This window comes from Paraburkholderia sp. GW821-FHT02A12 (assembly GCF_059422005.1).
This window is the reverse complement of sequence record NZ_JBWKWA010000002.1, coordinates 3278034-3294511: the sequence shown is the minus strand read 5'-3', so window position 1 is coordinate 3294511 and position 16478 is coordinate 3278034. Positions and strand designations below refer to the sequence as shown.

General features: G+C 57.2%; 18 protein-coding genes and 5 pseudogenes. 10 read left to right on the top strand and 13 right to left on the bottom strand.

Annotation, left to right across the window (positions count from 1 at the left end):
- Window positions 1-67 precede the first annotated feature (67 nt).
- From AC07WT_RS36265 to AC07WT_RS36250, 4 genes and pseudogenes are all read left to right on the top strand, one after another.
- The gene (locus tag AC07WT_RS36265; RefSeq protein WP_494950671.1) at window positions 68-1096 is read left to right on the top strand and encodes a helix-turn-helix domain-containing protein; all 1029 of its coding nucleotides are present in this window, start codon (window positions 68-70) and stop codon (window positions 1094-1096) included.
- A gap of 317 nt (window positions 1097-1413) precedes the next feature.
- Window positions 1414-2934: a methyl-accepting chemotaxis protein gene (locus AC07WT_RS36260; protein ID WP_494951133.1), complete on the top strand. Its 1521-nt coding sequence runs from the start codon at window positions 1414-1416 to the stop codon at window positions 2932-2934.
- 99 nt (window positions 2935-3033) lie between these two features.
- A pseudogene (locus tag AC07WT_RS36255) lies at window positions 3034-3087 on the top strand (hypothetical protein); the annotation flags it as partial.
- A 57-nt stretch (window positions 3088-3144) separates the two neighbouring features.
- Window positions 3145-3560 (top strand): annotated as a pseudogene (locus AC07WT_RS36250) (transposase); the annotation flags it as partial.
- A 23-nt stretch (window positions 3561-3583) separates the two neighbouring features.
- Here AC07WT_RS36250 and AC07WT_RS36245 read toward each other — a convergent pair.
- Window positions 3584-3904 carry an FCD domain-containing protein gene (locus tag AC07WT_RS36245; RefSeq protein WP_494951132.1) on the bottom strand — a complete coding sequence of 107 codons (321 nt, stop codon included), beginning with the start codon at window positions 3902-3904 and terminating at the stop codon, window positions 3584-3586.
- Here AC07WT_RS36245 and AC07WT_RS36240 point away from each other — a divergent pair.
- On the top strand, window positions 3852-4526 hold the full coding sequence (locus AC07WT_RS36240) for a pyridoxal phosphate-dependent aminotransferase (RefSeq protein WP_494950670.1): 675 nt from the start codon (window positions 3852-3854) through the stop codon (window positions 4524-4526). The genes AC07WT_RS36245 and AC07WT_RS36240 overlap by 53 nt on opposite strands.
- A gap of 26 nt (window positions 4527-4552) precedes the next feature.
- Here the strand turns inward: AC07WT_RS36240 and AC07WT_RS36235 are convergent, their stop codons facing one another.
- The 4 genes from AC07WT_RS36235 to AC07WT_RS36220 are packed head-to-tail and all read right to left on the bottom strand — an operon-like array spanning window position 4553 to window position 7572.
- A complete protein-coding gene (locus tag AC07WT_RS36235; protein ID WP_494951131.1) occupies window positions 4553-5056 on the bottom strand; it encodes a TniQ family protein in 504 nt (167 codons plus the stop codon).
- Between the two features lies 1 nt (window position 5057).
- Window positions 5058-5783, bottom strand: a complete 726-nt coding sequence (locus AC07WT_RS36230) for a TniB family NTP-binding protein (RefSeq protein WP_494950669.1) — start codon at window positions 5781-5783, stop codon at window positions 5058-5060.
- Complete coding sequence (locus AC07WT_RS36225; RefSeq protein ID WP_494950668.1) at window positions 5734-5931, bottom strand: TniB family NTP-binding protein; 198 nt, start codon at window positions 5929-5931, stop codon at window positions 5734-5736. The genes AC07WT_RS36230 and AC07WT_RS36225 overlap by 50 nt, the downstream gene beginning before the upstream one ends.
- A 9-nt stretch (window positions 5932-5940) precedes the next feature.
- The gene (locus AC07WT_RS36220; RefSeq protein WP_494950667.1) at window positions 5941-7572 is read right to left on the bottom strand and encodes a transposase; all 1632 of its coding nucleotides are present in this window, start codon (window positions 7570-7572) and stop codon (window positions 5941-5943) included.
- A gap of 493 nt (window positions 7573-8065) precedes the next feature.
- On the opposite strand from AC07WT_RS36220, the gene AC07WT_RS36215 reads away from it, so the two are divergent.
- Window positions 8066-8269, top strand: a complete 204-nt coding sequence (locus tag AC07WT_RS36215; RefSeq protein WP_494950666.1) for a cold-shock protein — start codon at window positions 8066-8068, stop codon at window positions 8267-8269.
- Window positions 8270-8340: 71 nt separating this feature from the next.
- Here the strand turns inward: AC07WT_RS36215 and AC07WT_RS36210 are convergent.
- The 6 genes and pseudogenes from AC07WT_RS36210 to AC07WT_RS36185 all read right to left on the bottom strand — a co-directional run.
- Window positions 8341-8613, bottom strand: a pseudogene (locus AC07WT_RS36210) (four-helix bundle copper-binding protein); the annotation flags it as partial.
- 244 nt (window positions 8614-8857) lie between these two features.
- A complete protein-coding gene (locus AC07WT_RS36205) occupies window positions 8858-9175 on the bottom strand; it encodes a P-II family nitrogen regulator (protein WP_063500914.1) in 318 nt (105 codons plus the stop codon).
- Window positions 9176-9538: 363 nt separating this feature from the next.
- Complete coding sequence (locus AC07WT_RS36200; protein WP_494950665.1) at window positions 9539-9796, bottom strand: SDR family NAD(P)-dependent oxidoreductase; 258 nt, start codon at window positions 9794-9796, stop codon at window positions 9539-9541.
- Window positions 9793-10488: a VIT1/CCC1 transporter family protein gene (locus AC07WT_RS36195; RefSeq protein WP_494950664.1), complete on the bottom strand. Its 696-nt coding sequence runs from the start codon at window positions 10486-10488 to the stop codon at window positions 9793-9795. Before AC07WT_RS36195 ends, AC07WT_RS36200 begins: the two co-directional genes overlap by 4 nt.
- Window positions 10489-10575: 87 nt before the next feature.
- On the bottom strand, window positions 10576-10797 hold the full coding sequence (locus AC07WT_RS36190; protein ID WP_494950663.1) for a hypothetical protein: 222 nt from the start codon (window positions 10795-10797) through the stop codon (window positions 10576-10578).
- 161 nt (window positions 10798-10958) lie between these two features.
- Window positions 10959-11255: a hypothetical protein gene (locus AC07WT_RS36185; RefSeq protein ID WP_494950662.1), complete on the bottom strand. Its 297-nt coding sequence runs from the start codon at window positions 11253-11255 to the stop codon at window positions 10959-10961.
- Between the two features lie 742 nt (window positions 11256-11997).
- Here AC07WT_RS36185 and AC07WT_RS36180 point away from each other — a divergent pair.
- The 3 genes from AC07WT_RS36180 to AC07WT_RS36170 all read left to right on the top strand — a co-directional run bounded on the left by AC07WT_RS36180 (window position 11998) and on the right by AC07WT_RS36170 (window position 14857).
- Complete coding sequence (locus tag AC07WT_RS36180) at window positions 11998-12339, top strand: cupin domain-containing protein (RefSeq protein WP_494950661.1); 342 nt, start codon at window positions 11998-12000, stop codon at window positions 12337-12339.
- 1211 nt (window positions 12340-13550) lie between these two features.
- The gene (locus AC07WT_RS36175; protein ID WP_494950660.1) at window positions 13551-13751 is read left to right on the top strand and encodes a hypothetical protein; all 201 of its coding nucleotides are present in this window, start codon (window positions 13551-13553) and stop codon (window positions 13749-13751) included.
- Between the two features lie 404 nt (window positions 13752-14155).
- Window positions 14156-14857: a ferredoxin reductase domain-containing protein gene (locus tag AC07WT_RS36170; protein WP_494950659.1), complete on the top strand. Its 702-nt coding sequence runs from the start codon at window positions 14156-14158 to the stop codon at window positions 14855-14857.
- Window positions 14858-15029: 172 nt separating this feature from the next.
- On the opposite strand, the gene AC07WT_RS36165 is transcribed toward AC07WT_RS36170, so the two are convergent.
- Both AC07WT_RS36165 and AC07WT_RS36160 read right to left on the bottom strand, forming a co-directional pair.
- Complete coding sequence (locus AC07WT_RS36165) at window positions 15030-15653, bottom strand: hypothetical protein (protein WP_494950658.1); 624 nt, start codon at window positions 15651-15653, stop codon at window positions 15030-15032.
- Window positions 15638-15745 (bottom strand): annotated as a pseudogene (locus AC07WT_RS36160) (IS6 family transposase); the annotation flags it as partial. The gene AC07WT_RS36165 and the pseudogene AC07WT_RS36160, both read right to left, overlap by 16 nt.
- 59 nt (window positions 15746-15804) lie before the next feature.
- Between AC07WT_RS36160 and AC07WT_RS36155 the strand changes: the two are divergent.
- Window positions 15805-16477 (top strand): annotated as a pseudogene (locus tag AC07WT_RS36155) (acetate kinase); the annotation flags it as partial.
- Between the last annotated feature and the right edge of the window lies 1 nt (window position 16478).

The following is a 16478-nucleotide window of genomic DNA, read 5'->3' as shown; positions in this document are numbered from 1 at the left end:
GACTTTTTGAACGGGCACGCTACAGGATCCCCCGTTCGCTCATCCATGTTGGGGCACGATCATGACGATGCAACCGATCATTCCCGCCGCGCGCGACATCGTACCGGGCGTCGTGTCCGGCGGTGCGCCGTTCGAGTGGGCGAGTTCGGCGATCGAGGTGGCGACCGACGGCTCGATCAGCCAGCGCATCGAATTCTGGCGCGAGATGATCTTACGCCTGTTCGCGGACGTGCAGATCGCAGCGGTGCAAAAGCCCGATTTCTTCGGAAAAGTGCGGCAGCGCAAATGCGACAAGTTGTGTATATCGGAAATCCATGCTGCCGAGCAGTCGGTCACTCGACGCTATCGCCAGGCCCGAAGCGAATACGAGGATAAGTACTTCGCGGTATTGATGCTCGAGGGAAACCAGTCCGTCGAACAGGACGGCAAGATCGTGACGCTGCGCCCCGGCGATTTTGCGATTTATGACGCGACACGCCCTCATCATCTTCACTTCGACCAGTCATGGCGTGAAATCGTCGTCAGCATTCCCCGGACGACGCTGAACCAGCTTGTTGGAGGGATGGAAAGTCGCACTGCTACCCCGATGAACACATCCCAAGGCGTCGGGAACGTAATGCGCACGTTTCTGGAGGGGATGTCGTCGCAGCTTAGTCACGTGACCGAGGACGAAATGCTCAAGCTCTCGGATACGGCAATCACATTGGTTGCGATGACGCTCGGAAATCTGCGGCAAAACGATATAGCCCAATCACGGTTGAAGGCGATGACTCTGTTGCGTGCAAAGAGTTTCGTCATGGAGCATCTCCGGGATCCCGAACTGAATCCACAAATAGTCGAACGGGCAATGGGAATTTCGGCTCGATACATTAACAAGTTGTTTGAAGCAGAGAACATGTCCTTGATGCGCTATGTTTGGCATATGCGCTTGGAACGGTGTGCGGAAGAGCTCGCAAACCCTCAGTTTTCTTTCTTACGAGTCTCCGACATCGCGTTCAGGTGGGGCTTTAATGATATGTCGCATTTTAGTCGTGCTTTCAAGGAGCGCTTTAACATGTCTCCTCGAGATTGGCAAAACAAGAGGGGACAGGGATGACCGCCATAGCTGCCGCGTAACGTTCGGGTTTCTCCCGCCGCCACTGATAGAACTTACCCCCGACACTGGACTCACTCACGTAGCAAGGTCGATTCATCGCAAAACTATTGCCTCACTTCGCGTGTCAGCCAGCCTTCGCTTCATTGGCAACGGCGAGCATGGTCAAACCATCCTTAGTGGCTCGTCCTGCATCGATATTAAGTTGAGGGCTTATTCCGCCTGGAATTCTGGTCGGGCAAATCGATAAAAATTGATTTCTCACGCTCATAGTCCGAAAAATGATTCGATTTCGCTCTCTGGAAAGTAAGGTGTGAAAGCTGTCCAGGCTGCTCGAACAGCATTACCCTGACGGCTTTTCGCTTGACACAACGCAGCAAATTGAGGTGGGTGTACGACAGACACCTGCTCTCATGAGCGGCCCACATCTAGTCAACCTGAACCATTCAATCGTTGATAGGTGGGGACAGGAGACCGGTGCCGTTTCCTCGATTTTTGTGCTCTGTGGTGATGACTTTGTTCGGGTCGCGACCAACGTCAAGGATTCTCAAGGTGTTCGCGCCGTGGGTGTAGTCATGGACCGTTCACATGCGGCATATGCACTCAATCGCGCGGGACAAACCTTTTACGGGTACACACTCGTTGCGGGCAGGAGGTTCCTTGTGAACTACCGCCCCATTCGCGATGGACAAGGGAACGTCATCGGTATTTTCTCAGTGGGTCTCGACATTGCGGACTTCCGAACACCAGCCCTCGCTGAGAAACTCGGCCTCTCCGTACTCGGTGGTGCCGCGATCCTGACTCTTGACGTTCTGGTGCACATAGTGTTGGACGCATCCACTGCCCCTTTGAATCTGGTAAATGAGGTGCCAAGTTTGATCGCTGCCTTATTGATAGGCCTGTGTGCCTTCGCTTTAACCCGACAGTATGTCTCCCGCGAACTGACAGATGTCGAAACGGCGGCTCGCCGGTTGGCAGCAGGCGACCTGTCAGCCCAGATACATGTCAAACGAAACGACGAAATCGGTGCGATTCAAGACTCCTTTAACAGTATCAATATCGGTCTTGCCAGTCTTATCAGCAACGTTCGCAAATCGAGCGACGATGTGACTACTGCGGCACGCGAAATTGCGGCAGGTAATGCGGACTTGTCTTCCCGAACCGAAGCACAGGCCGGCTCGCTTCAGCAAACCGCTGCTGCCATGGAACAGCTGACCTCCACTGTGCGGAACAACGCAGCAAACGCGCAGCAGTCGCATGAGTTCGCTACTTCGACGTCCGGTCTCGCAGCCACAGGTTCTGATCTGATGAACGTGGCCGTTGAAACAATGGAAGAAATTCGTGCGACCTCGCGTAAGGTATCGAATATTGTTGGCACCATCGAAGGCATCGCATTCCAGACCAATATCCTCGCGTTAAACGCCGCGGTGGAGGCCGCACGTGCAGGTGTCGAGGGCCGTGGTTTCGCAGTTGTCGCACAGGAAGTGAGAAGCCTTGCACAGCGCAGCGCAGATGCTGCACGCGAAATCAAAGCCTTGATTTCCGAATCCGTTGCCAAGGTCGACGAGGGCGGTCAGTTGATCGATCGAGGCGGTCAGAACATGAAGCAGATCGCAAACTCAGTGCACGGTGTTACCAAGCTGATGGCGGAGATTAGCAATTCCTGCACGGAACAAGGCACTGGAATTGAGGAAATTAACCGCGCCGTGGGACACCTGGACGAGATGACGCAACAAAACGCCGCCTTAGTCGAACAAGCCGCAGCAGCTTCTGCAAGTATGCAGCAGCAGACAGACGTGCTCGATAACGCGATGAGAGTATTCCGCCTCGCAACGGATTGAGTGTAGTCAAGCAACGACGCCACCTCTACGGCCGTAGTCTCCTGGAGAGTCTCTGCCCGTCCCGCAAGAAACCATGCCGCTCATAAAAGCGGTGAGTATCTGGCCGGTAATCACCGCTCGTCACTTTTCAACGGTACCACGCCGGCGCTCACGGGCCGACCGTCCTATCATCCGGGCGTGATGCTCAAGATCTATATCTACGGGTATCTGAACATCCGCGCGTGCGAACTGGCCGGGATCACGGCGTATGTCCCGAAACCACTCACCTCGGCATCACGGAAGCAAGGACTCTTTACCACGCGCGACTTTGTCTACGTTGTCAGGAACGTGAGTATCGATGCCCCGCTGGCGAGCGCGCGATTCACCGATTCACGACCGTTGAGCATGACATGAATCTGCGCGCGTACTGGCCCAGTGCTTGCCCGCATTGCCATCTCAAGGAACGCTGTTCGCCCAGCGACTATCGCCGCATCCGACGATGGGAGCACGAACATATACTGGAAGCCATGCAGCGTCGGCTCGACCGGAAGCCAGATGCAATGACCATTCGTAGGAGTACCGTTGAATATGTCTTCGGTACGCTCAAGCACTGGATGGGTGCCACACACTTCCCGACCCGATTGCTCTAGCGATACTGCCAGCTCGAACCTCACTCTTGCCGCGCTTCGCGCAGCGCGTCCTGCATCACGACGCCAGCCGCTTCGATATGCGCTTTCGTCAGGCGCTTCGCGGCGCGCCGGTCTCGGGCGAGTACTGCATCGAGGATCGCATGATGTTCTGCGAGCGAGATGCGTTGGTAGCGCTCCAGTTGCCAGACGAGCCGCAGATAGCGGTCAGTCTTGCGCCAGATTGATTCCAGCGTCTCCAGCAGATGCCGCTTGTCGCTTGGCTGATAGATGGCTCGATGAAATGCCCAGTTGTCGATCGACCAGTGCTCGACCTCGTGCGCATCCTCGTCGCGCTCGAGGATTGCGCGGACCGCGGTCTCGTCGTCCGCGCCGAATGCATCGATAGCGGAGTCGAGCGCCAGCAGCTTTGAGCCGGGCGACGAGGTCGTGCTGACGGATCCAACCTACGCTGGCCTGATCAACCGGGTGCATTTGGCCGCAGGCGTGCCGAAGTTCGCGCGGCTGCAGCCGGGTGCCGACGGCTGGCGGCTCGATCTCGACAGTCTTGCCGCGGCGATCGGGCCACGAACGAAAGCGCTGCTGATCATGTCGCCTTCGATGCCAAGCGGCTACGTCGCATCTCGGGACGAATGGCTTGCGATTGCGGAACATTGCAAGCGCCATGGCATCTGGCTGGTCTATGACGCGGCGATGGAGCGCATCCTGTTCGACGGGCGCGAGGTCATTCATCCCGCCGGTTTGCCGGGCATGCGCGAACGTACCATCACCATCGGCGCGGTTTCGAAGGAGTATCGGATGATCGGATGGCGCGTCGGCTGGATCGTCGGGCCCGCATCGATCATGAACGACGTACGTCTCGTGAGTTTGTCGAACGTGGTGTGTCAGGTGGGAATCGCGATGCCCGGCGCCACTGCCGCGCTGACGGCAACCGACGACGGCGTGGCTGCTGTTGAGGTCCGTTAATTATGCTAATGGGTACGCTAATTTTGCTAATATCGCTTGAGCCACGGAGTTTCGGAGAGGCGACGTCGATATTCGCTGACGAGTGAGAGTAGGCGATCCATATTCCGTGCCCGCCGTGGAATCGACGCCGGAATGCGCTCCAGATCTGTCCCGTGTTCATCGCATACTTTGATACCTGGATCGAGCCATCGTCGTTTCCAGCGTGGGGCGGTGACGTCAACGGGATTGAGTACCAGGCATCTGAAGCAATACGGTAGGTTGGGGCGATCTACCATCCAGTCGGGCGGTGTTTGAGTTCGCGCGAGCCGATCAACGTCCAAACGTGCGAGCGTTGCGAGGATTTCGAGCGTGCTTTTGGGTACCGGAGTGAACAAGATCCACCAGGCGTTGGTCAATGCCGGGAATATTCCAAGCTGATTGATTTCCCATGCTTGGATGACGCTCAACTGATAGCGGTTGGCAATCCGCCCCAACCAGCTTCCGAACGCCTCTTCATCGAACGGGCGGGGCGCAACTGGCCACGGACGCAAGCTAGTGGACGGCAACGCGCGTCACCTGTTCGAGATGATGGAGCTTGATCGATTCGTTCCCGTCGCGGATTGCCAGTTCGGCCGCGGCGTTCAAGATTCGCGATACCTCGCCGGTGAGTCCATCACTGGCGGCCAAAACGTATTGTACGATCTCACGCTGCGCGAGATCAGACGGACGACGTAGCGGCAATATGCGTTCGAATGCCGATAGCAGCCGGCGAAACGCTTCGCTTTCGCGCCAGCGGGGTATCTCAAATGGTGTGAAACGACTCACCATTTGCGTATTGCTTTGGAGAGCGATCACCGCGTCGTCGGTACCGACGAGGACGATGCTGGCGCGGAGATCGTTGGCAAGGAACTTCAGGAGATTCAAAGCGGCGCGTTGTTCGCGATACGTGCCCGCCAGGAGATGATGCACCTCGTCGACGATCAGCATGCTCGGAGTCATCCTCCTCAGTAGATCTCGTGCGAGTCGCTCGAGCACTGCGAGGCTCGCTACGGCATTGTGTGGCGCGCCGATTTCGAACAGCAACGCTGAGTAGAAGCGATGTTGGTCTGGTGTCGGCGGCATTTGCATCGAAACGATTGGGCGCACTTCGATGCCGCGTCGCTCGTCAAATTCACCGGGATGCTCGCGCCGAAACTTGGCGATAATTTGCGTCTTGCCAATATTGGAATCACCATGCAGGAGAAGGCACGGCATCCTGCTCGCGTCGTGGTGTCGCAAGCAGCCTCTCGAGCTGCTCCAGCGCCTGAGTCGCGCGTGGGTAGTCTATCCATCGGTCACGCAACAGAGACTGAATACGCGTTGCATCATCGAGCTGAGCTTGTGGCCGGATCGCCGGTAGTAAGTGTCCGAGCTGCGCGTTCTTCATGTCGTACCCTCACCATTGTTCTGCATCGTAGGCTGGTGCTGGCTTGCTGTAATCGACAAGGTCAAGTTGCGGGTCAGATGCAGCAGGTGATTCAGAAACGACAGGACCGGGGTCAGATTTCGTTTGTGGTGCACTACGATCAGTGCGCGAGGCTCGTTGCTTTGTGCTGCGCGTATTCCGTTGAGCTTGCGTAACAAGACGACGTTGTTCCTCGATCGCGCGAAACATCATCGCTTCCGAAATCAATTTCTGTCCTTGGTCGCGTAAATGCCGGACAACTGATCGCTGCTCCCAAAGTGAGATTCGGGGATGGCGCAAATCCGCAAATCGGACCTCGATGAATTCCTTGCCGGGTATGCTCACGAATATGCGTGAGAGGTCTTCGGGGTGATAGCGAACCATCACGGTACGTCTATCCGGTCGCCACGCGGAGAAGATCGGATGCCAATAGCGAATATAGAACAGCGTGAGCCCATCAGCCTGGATCGTTCGCCGGGCGACAGGAAGAAACTGCAACAAGAATTGCCATTCTGCTTCCGGAGTATCGGGCAGACGCGATGTAACTTCGGCGGCGTTCAAAGTGTTCCACATACTGGCGGGCGTTGCCCCATGAAGGCCACGATGCGCGCTGTTGTGATAACGCTGCCCGATTTCCAGCGCGAGCCATCGCTCGAACTCTTGCAGCGTTAAGGCAGCATGCTTTTCAGGAGCGCGCTTTTTCCGACCCTTCGGGGACGAACCCGTCGTACCGGGAAGCCCGTGAACCCGCTCCATCAGCGTGCGGTTCAAACGCTCAATGTGGCCTCCAAAATGAGGGCGTCCGACTGGGCGGTACATGAGTTCAATGCCATATTCAGAGCATCCGATCCGGAGTGCTCGACTCTTGAACTCAGCGGCATTATCGAGATGCAATACCTTGGGCACGCCGTGCATGGACCACTCGACCTGGACACCGAGTTTGTCCAGCCATGCGGATTTGGGAAGCGCCACGCGTGTCAGCAACAGCGCAACGGTTGCCGCCCCGGGTCGCTCCATGCTGACATAGAAACCCACCACACAACGGGTCGCGACGTCGATGGCGAGGGAAAGCCATGGTCGACCGATTGGGCGCCGGTAAAACGCATCAACGACCATGATATCCGCTTGGGTATGATCAACCTGGACGACGTCGAGTGGATGGCGCACGACAAAATTGCCAGGTGCCGCCGTTGGTTTGCTGGCCTGTTCGAGACTGTCGGCTTCGCGATGTGCGACCCACCGCCGGACCACTGAGCTGCGGCTCGGGGGCGTTACGCCTGCTGCCGCACATCGACGCCGGATCTCGAGTGTCAGGTCGGAAAGCGGGTGAGCGAGCTGACGTTGTCTGGGAAGCCAGATCGTCAGCGCTTCGTCGACGATCAACTCGGCTCGTTCGCTCAAGCGGCGACCGCCCGTCTTTGGGCCTCGCTCACGAGGTTTAACTGCACTGGCGACGGGATTGACCAGGAAGCGTTGCCGAAGGCGGTAGACGGTGGTCCAGTGCACGTCGAGCAATTGTGCGGCCTTCAGTGCCTGAGCCTTCGTAAGAGGCCCGCTCCCGAGCGGTCGGAGCAGTCGGGCAACCGTGTTTTCTCGGTCTTCGCTTTCGTTGGCTTTGACCATTGGGACGTTGACGTCAGTGACGATTAATCTACATTAGTACAATTAGTGGTCAAGAAAGGTGTATTAGCAGAAATAGCGGACAAGAGTTGTATGCCGCGTTGCGAAAAAGCAACAAATCGCGACGAAGTAAATTCGTTGATTCTGTCGAAAAATCAATGAGATAGAGAGATTTCTCGTTAGCAGCGAGATTGGACGCCGTTAGCGGAATTAACGAACCTCAACACCGACATCCGCAGCGGGATGCCTGCGGTCACGGCGAGCGCCCGCGGTTCCCGCAACCCAACCGTCACTGACCTTGGGCTCTCGTACAGACGGTTAGAGTCGCGGGGGTAACCTGTTCCCGGACTCGCGCTGCGGTCTCGACACTTTCGGAAGCAAGGCGTAGCGCCCCTGGTCGTCGGCTGTCATTTTCCCGTGGTACAAGGAAACTGCCGCGTTCGGCCGTTCCGCTGAACGTGACAACAACACAAAACTTTTCGGAAAATTCAGGAAAATGGCAACAGGTACTGTGAAGTGGTTCAACGACGCAAAGGGCTTCGGATTCATCACGCCGGACGACGGCGGCGAGGACCTGTTCGTCCACTTCTCTGAAATCAAGGCAGAGGGCTTCAAGTCGCTGCAGGAGAATCAGAAGGTCAGCTTCGATGTGAAGATGAGTCCGAAGGGCAAGCAGGCTGCAAACATTAAGCCGGTCTAACGGCCAGTTCATCCTTTGCGGTGTCGAATGCCCGGTTCGCCGGGCATTTTCGCCTTTTGTGCGGCGCTCATCTACGAGAGCATGGATGCCGACTGACGGAATTTTTCTGCCGCCAGGCTTTGCGGTTTTGCTAGCCATTCGCTGGCACACTTGCGATACGCTTCTGTACAGCGTTTGCAATGCTCCTCCTGATGCTCCTCGCATTCTGCCGCGCACGCATCGACCTGCGCGCACAAGGCGCAGATAGCCGTCGCGTGCCGGCTGCTGCATACCATGCCACCGGATGCAAGGCGGCAGACCGCCGCGCAATCGACATCGGGTTTTATGCGTTCGGCCATTTCGGTCGCATGTTCCTCTCACAAACGGGAAGCGACGCAGTGGTCGCAAGCCGTTGCTCATGCGTCGAAGGCCGAGATGCAAGGTTGATGCTGTTCGTGTGCCATTTAAAGCTCCGATGGAATGGCCGGCGACAAGACCGGCTCATTTCATCGAGCAACGCACGGACCCAGTCTGCAACGTTGTCTTTTTCGGCCTCCCGTGTCAGAGCCAGGGCGACCGCACTCACGACCATCGGCGTGAGCCGTCAGGTCAAGGTATTGCCTCAGACTGCGTGCGGACGCGGAAAAACCTTTCGACGGGAATAATCGCGACTATGCCGTCTCCGGCCGGCCCGACGTGCGCGATATCCATGATTGCTCTTACGAGGGTTTCAACGTCCGATGCCTGGGCGAAAATTTCGATTTTGAGGTGCTCGGTTGTCCAATCATCGGCAAACAGGTTTGGATGCGCGCCGAACCCTTTTACCTTGCTAACGGTTATGCCGTGGATATCAATAGCGCCGAGCCTCTTTTCCAGAGTTTGCAGAGCGTCCGGCCGAACAACCGCCACAACACATTTAAGTTCCATGTCTTGCTCCTCGTTGACTCCTTGATGGAAGGACGTCATGCGCTGCTACCCCTTCGGCGCCCACCTTGCATCAACTACTGCCTGAATCTTCCCTGCATCTCGAACTCCGTCTTGTGTCATCTGATAGTGTATCTCTGCCATACCTTGGGGAACCGGACAAGTTACTGCAATCCGGTCTTCAAAGCATTGCAAGCGCAACGGCGGCGTATCGGCGTTGGCGAGCGTGATAAGTGCCTGCGCCGGCTTATTTGGGTCGTTGGCCTCTTTTCCATTGACAGCGACCGTTGCTTCACGCGTAGCCCCCGCCGTTGCAGCATATGCGTCGATTACTTTTTTCGCGTATTTAACGGAATTGCCGCTGAGTTACTCAGTGCTGAAATATCCTGGTTCCACTACCGTCACATGAATTCCCAATGGGGCGACCTCGATGGCCAAGCACTCGGTGATGCCTTCTACGGCAAATTTCGTCGCGCAATAGCTAGACGCGCCGTCGCCGTGTTCGCAGTGGAAAACTCGCTCGGCGTTCGCTCCATCCGCCAGATTTCTTTGCGCGCGCCTTGGGTGGCCCGTGAGATGTTGGTTGGGCACCCGAGCCGACACGATGCGAGCGCGGCGCCTCATGCTACTGCGCCAAACAGAGCGCCAACACCTGATGACACGCCCATTGCCAGGGCACTCCAGAAGACCACGCGGATGACGCCTGCGCCGACTTTCGCTCCGCCCGCTTTTGCGGCCAAGCCGCCCAGAAAGGCTAGCGAAACCAAGGCAGAGAGAGCTATGGCCGGAATCAACACCGACTCGGGCGCCAGGGCGGCAACGATAGCCGGCAAGGCTGCGCCCACCGAAAAGCTGCAGGCAGAAGCCAGTGCTGCTTGCAAAGGTCGGGCGGACGTCACTTTCGAAATGCCCAGCTCATCACGTGCGTGAGCGCCAAGCGCGTCGTGGGCCATCAGCTTTTCGGCAACCTGCTTGGCAAGCGGCAAATCCAGACCGCGACGCACATAGATTGCAGTCAATTCTCGATGCTCGCGCGGAAAGTCAGCCTCGAGTTCGGCCTGCTCTTGGACCAGAGCTGCCTTTTCAGTATCCGCCTGCGAGGAAACAGATACGTATTCGCCAGTCGCCATCGACATGGCCCCCGCAACCAGCCCGGCCACGGCCGTGAGCACAATGCTTCCATGAGAGGAATGCGCTGATGCTACGCCGGTAACGAGGCTGGCAGTCGATACGATGCCATCATTGGCTCCGAGAACCGCAGCACGCAACCAGCCAATGGTTTCAAGACGATGCTGTTCCCTACGTCGCCTGGCCATATTTCCTCAACGTTCGAAGCTCTCACCTATCAGCCTCGACCGAACGCACAGTGAAGCTGAGCACCCAGCGCCGTGCATCCAGGCGACCTACCGCTTCTTGCTGCCAATAAAGCCTGGCAGCACTCTGGCATCCGGGTTTTTCGCGAGATATTCGCCCTGATGTACAGCCGCAGTAAACTGAAATGGAGTGGTCCAAAGTCGGATGCGAGTCCAGAAGAAATCGGCCCAGTGTGTTGTCACCGATGCCAGGTTGGCCCATATGCCGGCATCGGACTGACCAGCCTGCCAATCAAGAAACGACTCTGTCATCAACGACTTGCGGCCCAATCTGGCTGGTCAGCCGATTTTCGGCATGCGGGTCAATATTATGTTGGTGTCAACAGGGCAGCCGTAGACTTAAAGCCGGATTCTTCGTCGGGGGAACCGCTGAAACCTTTGTCTCATCGCAGCGGTCCCGCTGGATACGTCTCTCAATGACCAAAGAAAATGTCACATTGAGGCCTAGTAGCGCAAGTTCGAGTGCGCGCGCTGCCTGATGCGCTACGTATGTCGCGAACGCCGCCATATGACATGTCGGTGCTGGATTGAGCGGACGCGTTGGCGTTATCCTGCATCGTCGCGTGAGCGTCGCCCTGCATCGTCTCATCAGCGTCGGCCTGCATCGTCTCGTGGGCGTATGGCCGTACGTCCCGCAGCTCCTTCGCGGTCGCCATATCCGCCACAAGAAGCAAAGCGATGGCTGCCGTCAAAATCAAACGTAATTTCATTTCGAGCCTCCTTGAATCTAGTACCAGTTGCCTGAGTCCTTTTCTCGGCAATTCGCTAATCTGACGCCTGCTCGCAGAACCGCGCTAAAGCGACCCCGGACTACGTCGACGGGCGCGAGCGGGAAAGGTGGGATATCGACCGCTGCAGGTCGCATCGCCGAATTAATTAGGTAACTACTGGCGAAAGACACGCCCTCGGTATCGGGCGGTACAGGGCGGCGCACCGGAAGGTCGCTTGACCAAGTCATGGTAAGCCTTTGCGCAGATAACGCCCGCGCTACAAATTCTGTTATAGGCTGCCAGCGCTAGACTTCAACGGACATTCGATGGAGCCTCTGCGTTGCAAGCGCAACCTGGTCAGCAAGCATCCCTGAATGACTCGTCGCGATAGAGCAGCTTTCGCAATCCTCGTCGACAATACGCATATCGATGGCATGCCAGGTAACGCAGAGGAGCCGTATGTCGACAGAAAAGAGGAGCTCCGACGAAGCACGGGCCTTGGAACGAGTCGTAAGCGCGGCGCGCAATGTGCAAGCCGCGTCCACCGCTCTTGAACGGCACTTCGCATCGGACGGCGACGGCCAGCCGTCGACTCTCGAACTTGTCAGGTTCGAAGCTGCGATGCAAGAACTGAAGGAGGCACGTGAAGCGTTCGATGCGCTCCTATCGGGGGGGCGAGGTAAATTGACGCGTGCGGTCGCGTCCCGGACTAGCTACAGTGGCCGGACCAAGGGAGACGAACATGGCTGAATCCAATCCGCTCAGGCTGTCGCACGAACAATTGCGCGCCACACTCGCCGCGCAGCCTCTACCCTTTATCGAACTGTTCGCGCGACAAGGCGTATCGCTGGAGTTGTTCTCGCCACGCACCGCCGACACGCAGCAACCGTACGACCGCGACGAGTTATATTTTGTCGCGTCAGGTCACGGCACGTTCCGGCGCGAGGGTGAAGTTGTTGCTTTCGAGACTGGAGATTTTCTGTTCGTTGCTGCACATGTGCCACATCGCTTCGAAACCTTCAGCGATGACTTTCAGACGTGGGTCGTGTTCTTCGGGTCCGTTATTCCGCACCCGACGCGATAGCCTAGTTACGCCCGCAGGATGTTGAAGCGCCGACCGCGCGCGTGGAAGCTGACGACAAAGACGGGATGCTTGAAACCCGACTGGGGTGCGGAAGTCGACATGATTTCCTTTCTTACCTCGCGCTATTTCGGCATGAGAACGGAGACGTACAGTCCGGCTAGATACCCGGCTGAATTCCGCATACGGCTACGGAATGGCAAGGACGGAACTTGCCTTTCGGATAGCCGCGGACGACGTGTGATAGCAATTGCCGACCGTTTTCCGCCTAACGCGTTCGCGCGAGCTTGTAGCGGTCGACTACCCTGGAATCGCACCCCCTGTCTTTATTGCCCGCCATACTGCTGGTTTATCTTGTCGAGTTCACCCGACTGGCGCGCGCGCAGATATTCCTGCTTGACTTGGGCCCGGGTTTTGCCCATTGACATGCCTGACTCGCTGGTCGTGGCAGGGACACCTCCAACAGACTCTGTCGAGGACACAGCGGGACTGGCGGCCGGCGTTGCAGGCGACATTTCCTGAGCCTGAACGTACCCGAATGCGAGGGCGGCGACACTAACTGCTGCGAATCTGAGCGGTTTCATATCTATGTACTCCATGTGATGTGGTTCGTTCTCTTGAACCAGGCAAGTGCGGCCGTTCCAGATAATGTCGACGCGGCCTTGCCGACGACCTGTACGTGCGGGTCCAATTAGTTACCTTGGTAAATATCGCAGGACAGTCCAACCGTACACGGCGTCCCGTCAAGGCGAGCGAATCCAAAGCCAGTTTCTGGCACGCGCTGTGCAAGATATCGAACTTATAAAATGGCTATGTGGGCAATAACGCGAGGCTGGTACCGGGCGGAGCAGAACGGTGCGCAATAAGTACGCTGGTGACTGGACGTTGTAAATCCGCTAGCCAATAAAGACCATGCTGCAGTTCTGTTATAGGCCGCTGCGGCAGTGATTAACAGGACAATCGCGAAGCGGCAAATCCAGAGCGGCGCACGGCCTCATAAAAGAACACCACATTTTTATGGCGCGAAAGACCGCGCGTTGCCCGTGCGTATGACAGCTGTTGAGCCACCTAGTGAAGCGTCTTCTCCTCCATCACAAGACAGTGAGGTTGGCCCGCGGATGTATTGAATTCGGCGGATGGCACCACACGAACAAAGCCCTGACACCAATCAAGCTTGCCGAACCGCTGACAAGACCTCATAACCGTACTTTGTCATGAGCTTGGACAGTCTGGCGGCGGCCGAAGCGGGCATACTGGACGGGGACCGATACATCCAGCAACTGTTTGCAAGCAAAGTGGATGTACGTGCCTCCAGAATCATCTTGCGAGATGCAGGTCAGGATAGGTGGTTGCAGGACCGCCATTTCAATGCCCTCAAAAAGCTGGGGTGTGCGGAAATGGACGCATTCACCTAAGCAAGCATCGCGAGGAACAGATATTCTTTGAGCATCTGTTACGCCCCCCTTTCTGGACTACGCATGCGCGAAGCCCGAGTGCTCCTCCCACTGTAGGCGATGCTCAATGGCCTCGCCGATGAACTTCACTTGCAGTCAAACATCGACGCGATGCGTTCCCCCGCCGGCGGCGGCCGCCCCTTGCGCGAGAAGGGCGCCGGAGACTGCAAGCAGTAGCAGCCAGCACACGAATGATTATCAAGGATGCCATATAAACGGCATTCAACTATCGCATCTTGCGGTCAAAATCGACGCGTCCTACTCTGAATCCGGCTATCGAACATAAAGCTTCGGGTCGGCCGCAATTCTGCGTTGTCACACCGAGCACCTTCCCATCCTTTTTGCAGGCCCGTAGTGGAGAAAACATGGACGAGAAGATGATTGCAGCAATTGTGACGCGAAAGTGGCCGCTCGCTCAGGGATATCACGCCGTCGAATTGGAGACGAAGCACCAGATGGAACTACCACCGTTCGAAGATGGAGCAATAGTAGACCTCGTTCGAGACAATGGTAGCCGAACCGTGCGGTCGCACCCTCTGTGGCGCATTCCATCGCGCCTTGACGCGTTTGTCCTGGGAGTCCGGCAAGAGGCCGATAGAGAAACAAAGCAAGTAAGTTCGGGTTTTTCGTGGAACAGAGGGGACGAAATTCATATGGGAATTCCGCGAGACACTGCTGTTGTCATAGACCGAAGCGCGCGCTATATCCTGTTCTCAGCTGGCGTTGGAGTCAAAGCTATCGCAGGTGTCGCAAGGCATATCGCATCAGTGGCGGGATGCTTCATGGAAATTCACAATTTCGCTCGAACACCCGAGCGAGCTGTCTTTCGGACGGATTTGGACGAACTTCGCGACCATGCTCAGGTTGACCACCGAATCGGTCTCAGCGAGGAACAGATTGCGAACGCTACGGCTCACGCCTTGAGCCCCACCCACGCGAACTCACATGTAATCTGCAGCGGACCGCCTGCGTTCATGAAGCTTATCGAATGCCAAGCGCTTCAGTGGGTCTACCCCTCGAACGTGCATAAACTCGTTCTTGGTGAGAAAGTGCTCGAAAAGACCTAGTAGAGCGAGACTGCCTTCGAGGCTGATTTCGAATCCAACCCGCTCACGGCGCCTGGGCGTGATGGTCTGTTGTGCGGGGGAGGTCGGTCTCGGAGCAGCCGGCGTTAGCACCGGATTAACTGCGATTGGTGCGGTCGCCGGAAGCGGCGCTGTCACCGGAGGAGCCATTGTGCTATCCCACTGCATGCAACGCCTCGGATGCACGTTCCCACAACGGTCGACGAGGGTCAATTTCGGCCGTCGCTGTATACGACGGCGGGGCGTCATCCGGTTCAGTCGCGTGCGTACCTCCATATACCTTGACTGACGTGCGCGACCATTCCGCCGCCCACGCCACGGCAGCTTGGCGCAGACGTTTGAAATCATCGTCGTTCTCAAGCATCTCGATGGGACTCCGGTTACCAAGGCTCCCGCGCCGCGACGTCAGAAAATCAAGTCGACTCATCGGTTCAGCAGGAACGATGATTCGGCAAATTGCCTGCAGGCGCCTCCGGTTGTGTGCGGGGTCTGCGAGCAAAGCGGGAATGAACTGAGCTTCATCCACCTCAACCGAAAAGATGCTGCCATCTTCGAGTAGATGTGTAAGTCGTTTCTCGGTCACGCCGATGCGCTTGCTGAAGTCGACTGGTCGCAGCAGTTCTCCACTTGCAATCATGGCGCGCCGGGTAACGAGAGCCTGCTGCCAAAGGTGCTCGCGCAAAATCTCACCGCCGACATCTTCGCCCGCATCGAGGTATGCGTCGCGAACAATTTGTTCTATGCGAGCAATAACATCGTCGGGTACCACCGCACGCACAGCAGGATCACTTCCAGCGGATAGTGCAGTCGTTTCAGTACCCGCGCCACGCTCACAGGCAGTGTCTTTCGCGGTTTCTTCGTCCTGGCCATCGTCGGTTTCGTAAATTTTCGGAGACAAAATCTTACCTGAACGACTTAGCGCGACAGAGCCTGCGGTGCATTTCGCGCCGTTGCATATTCCGCCTGCACTGGCCTTGATCGACGAGGCGTCGGCGATTTTCGGCGACGCGCAGCATTTTGCGTGCTTCGATACCGCGTTTCATGCCACGCTGCTGCCGCGCGCGGTGTTTGCGCATCTGGGAAACGGTTCGAGTTTGTGCGCGTTACAGGACGGTAAATCCGTGGACACGTCGATGGGTTTGACGCCGACCGGCGGCGTGCCGATGGGTACCCGCTGTGGCGATCTCGATCCGCGCGTGCTGCCGTATCTGATGCGCGCGGAGAAGCTCGACGCGGACCCGCTCGAAACGCTGCTGAATCGCCAGAGCGGCCTGGCCGGTTTCGCGGATGGCGAGAGCGATATGCAGGCGCTCGAGAAGCGCTGCGCGGCGGCGGATGTTAATGCGTTGCTGGCGATCGATGCGTTTGCCACCGCTGTGCGGAAAACTATTGGCGCGTATGCGGCTTTGCTGGGGGGTTGATTTGCTGGTGTTTACTGGCGGGATCGGTGAGCACAGTACAGAGATTCGCAAGCGAGTGTGCGAGGGGCTTTCGTTTCTCGGGCTATCGGAGGGTGACACTGCGGGGAAAGTGCGTGCAATTCACACTGAGGAGGAAAAGCAGATTGCCAGGCATTGCCGGAGGCTGTTACAGGCGGGTTGAC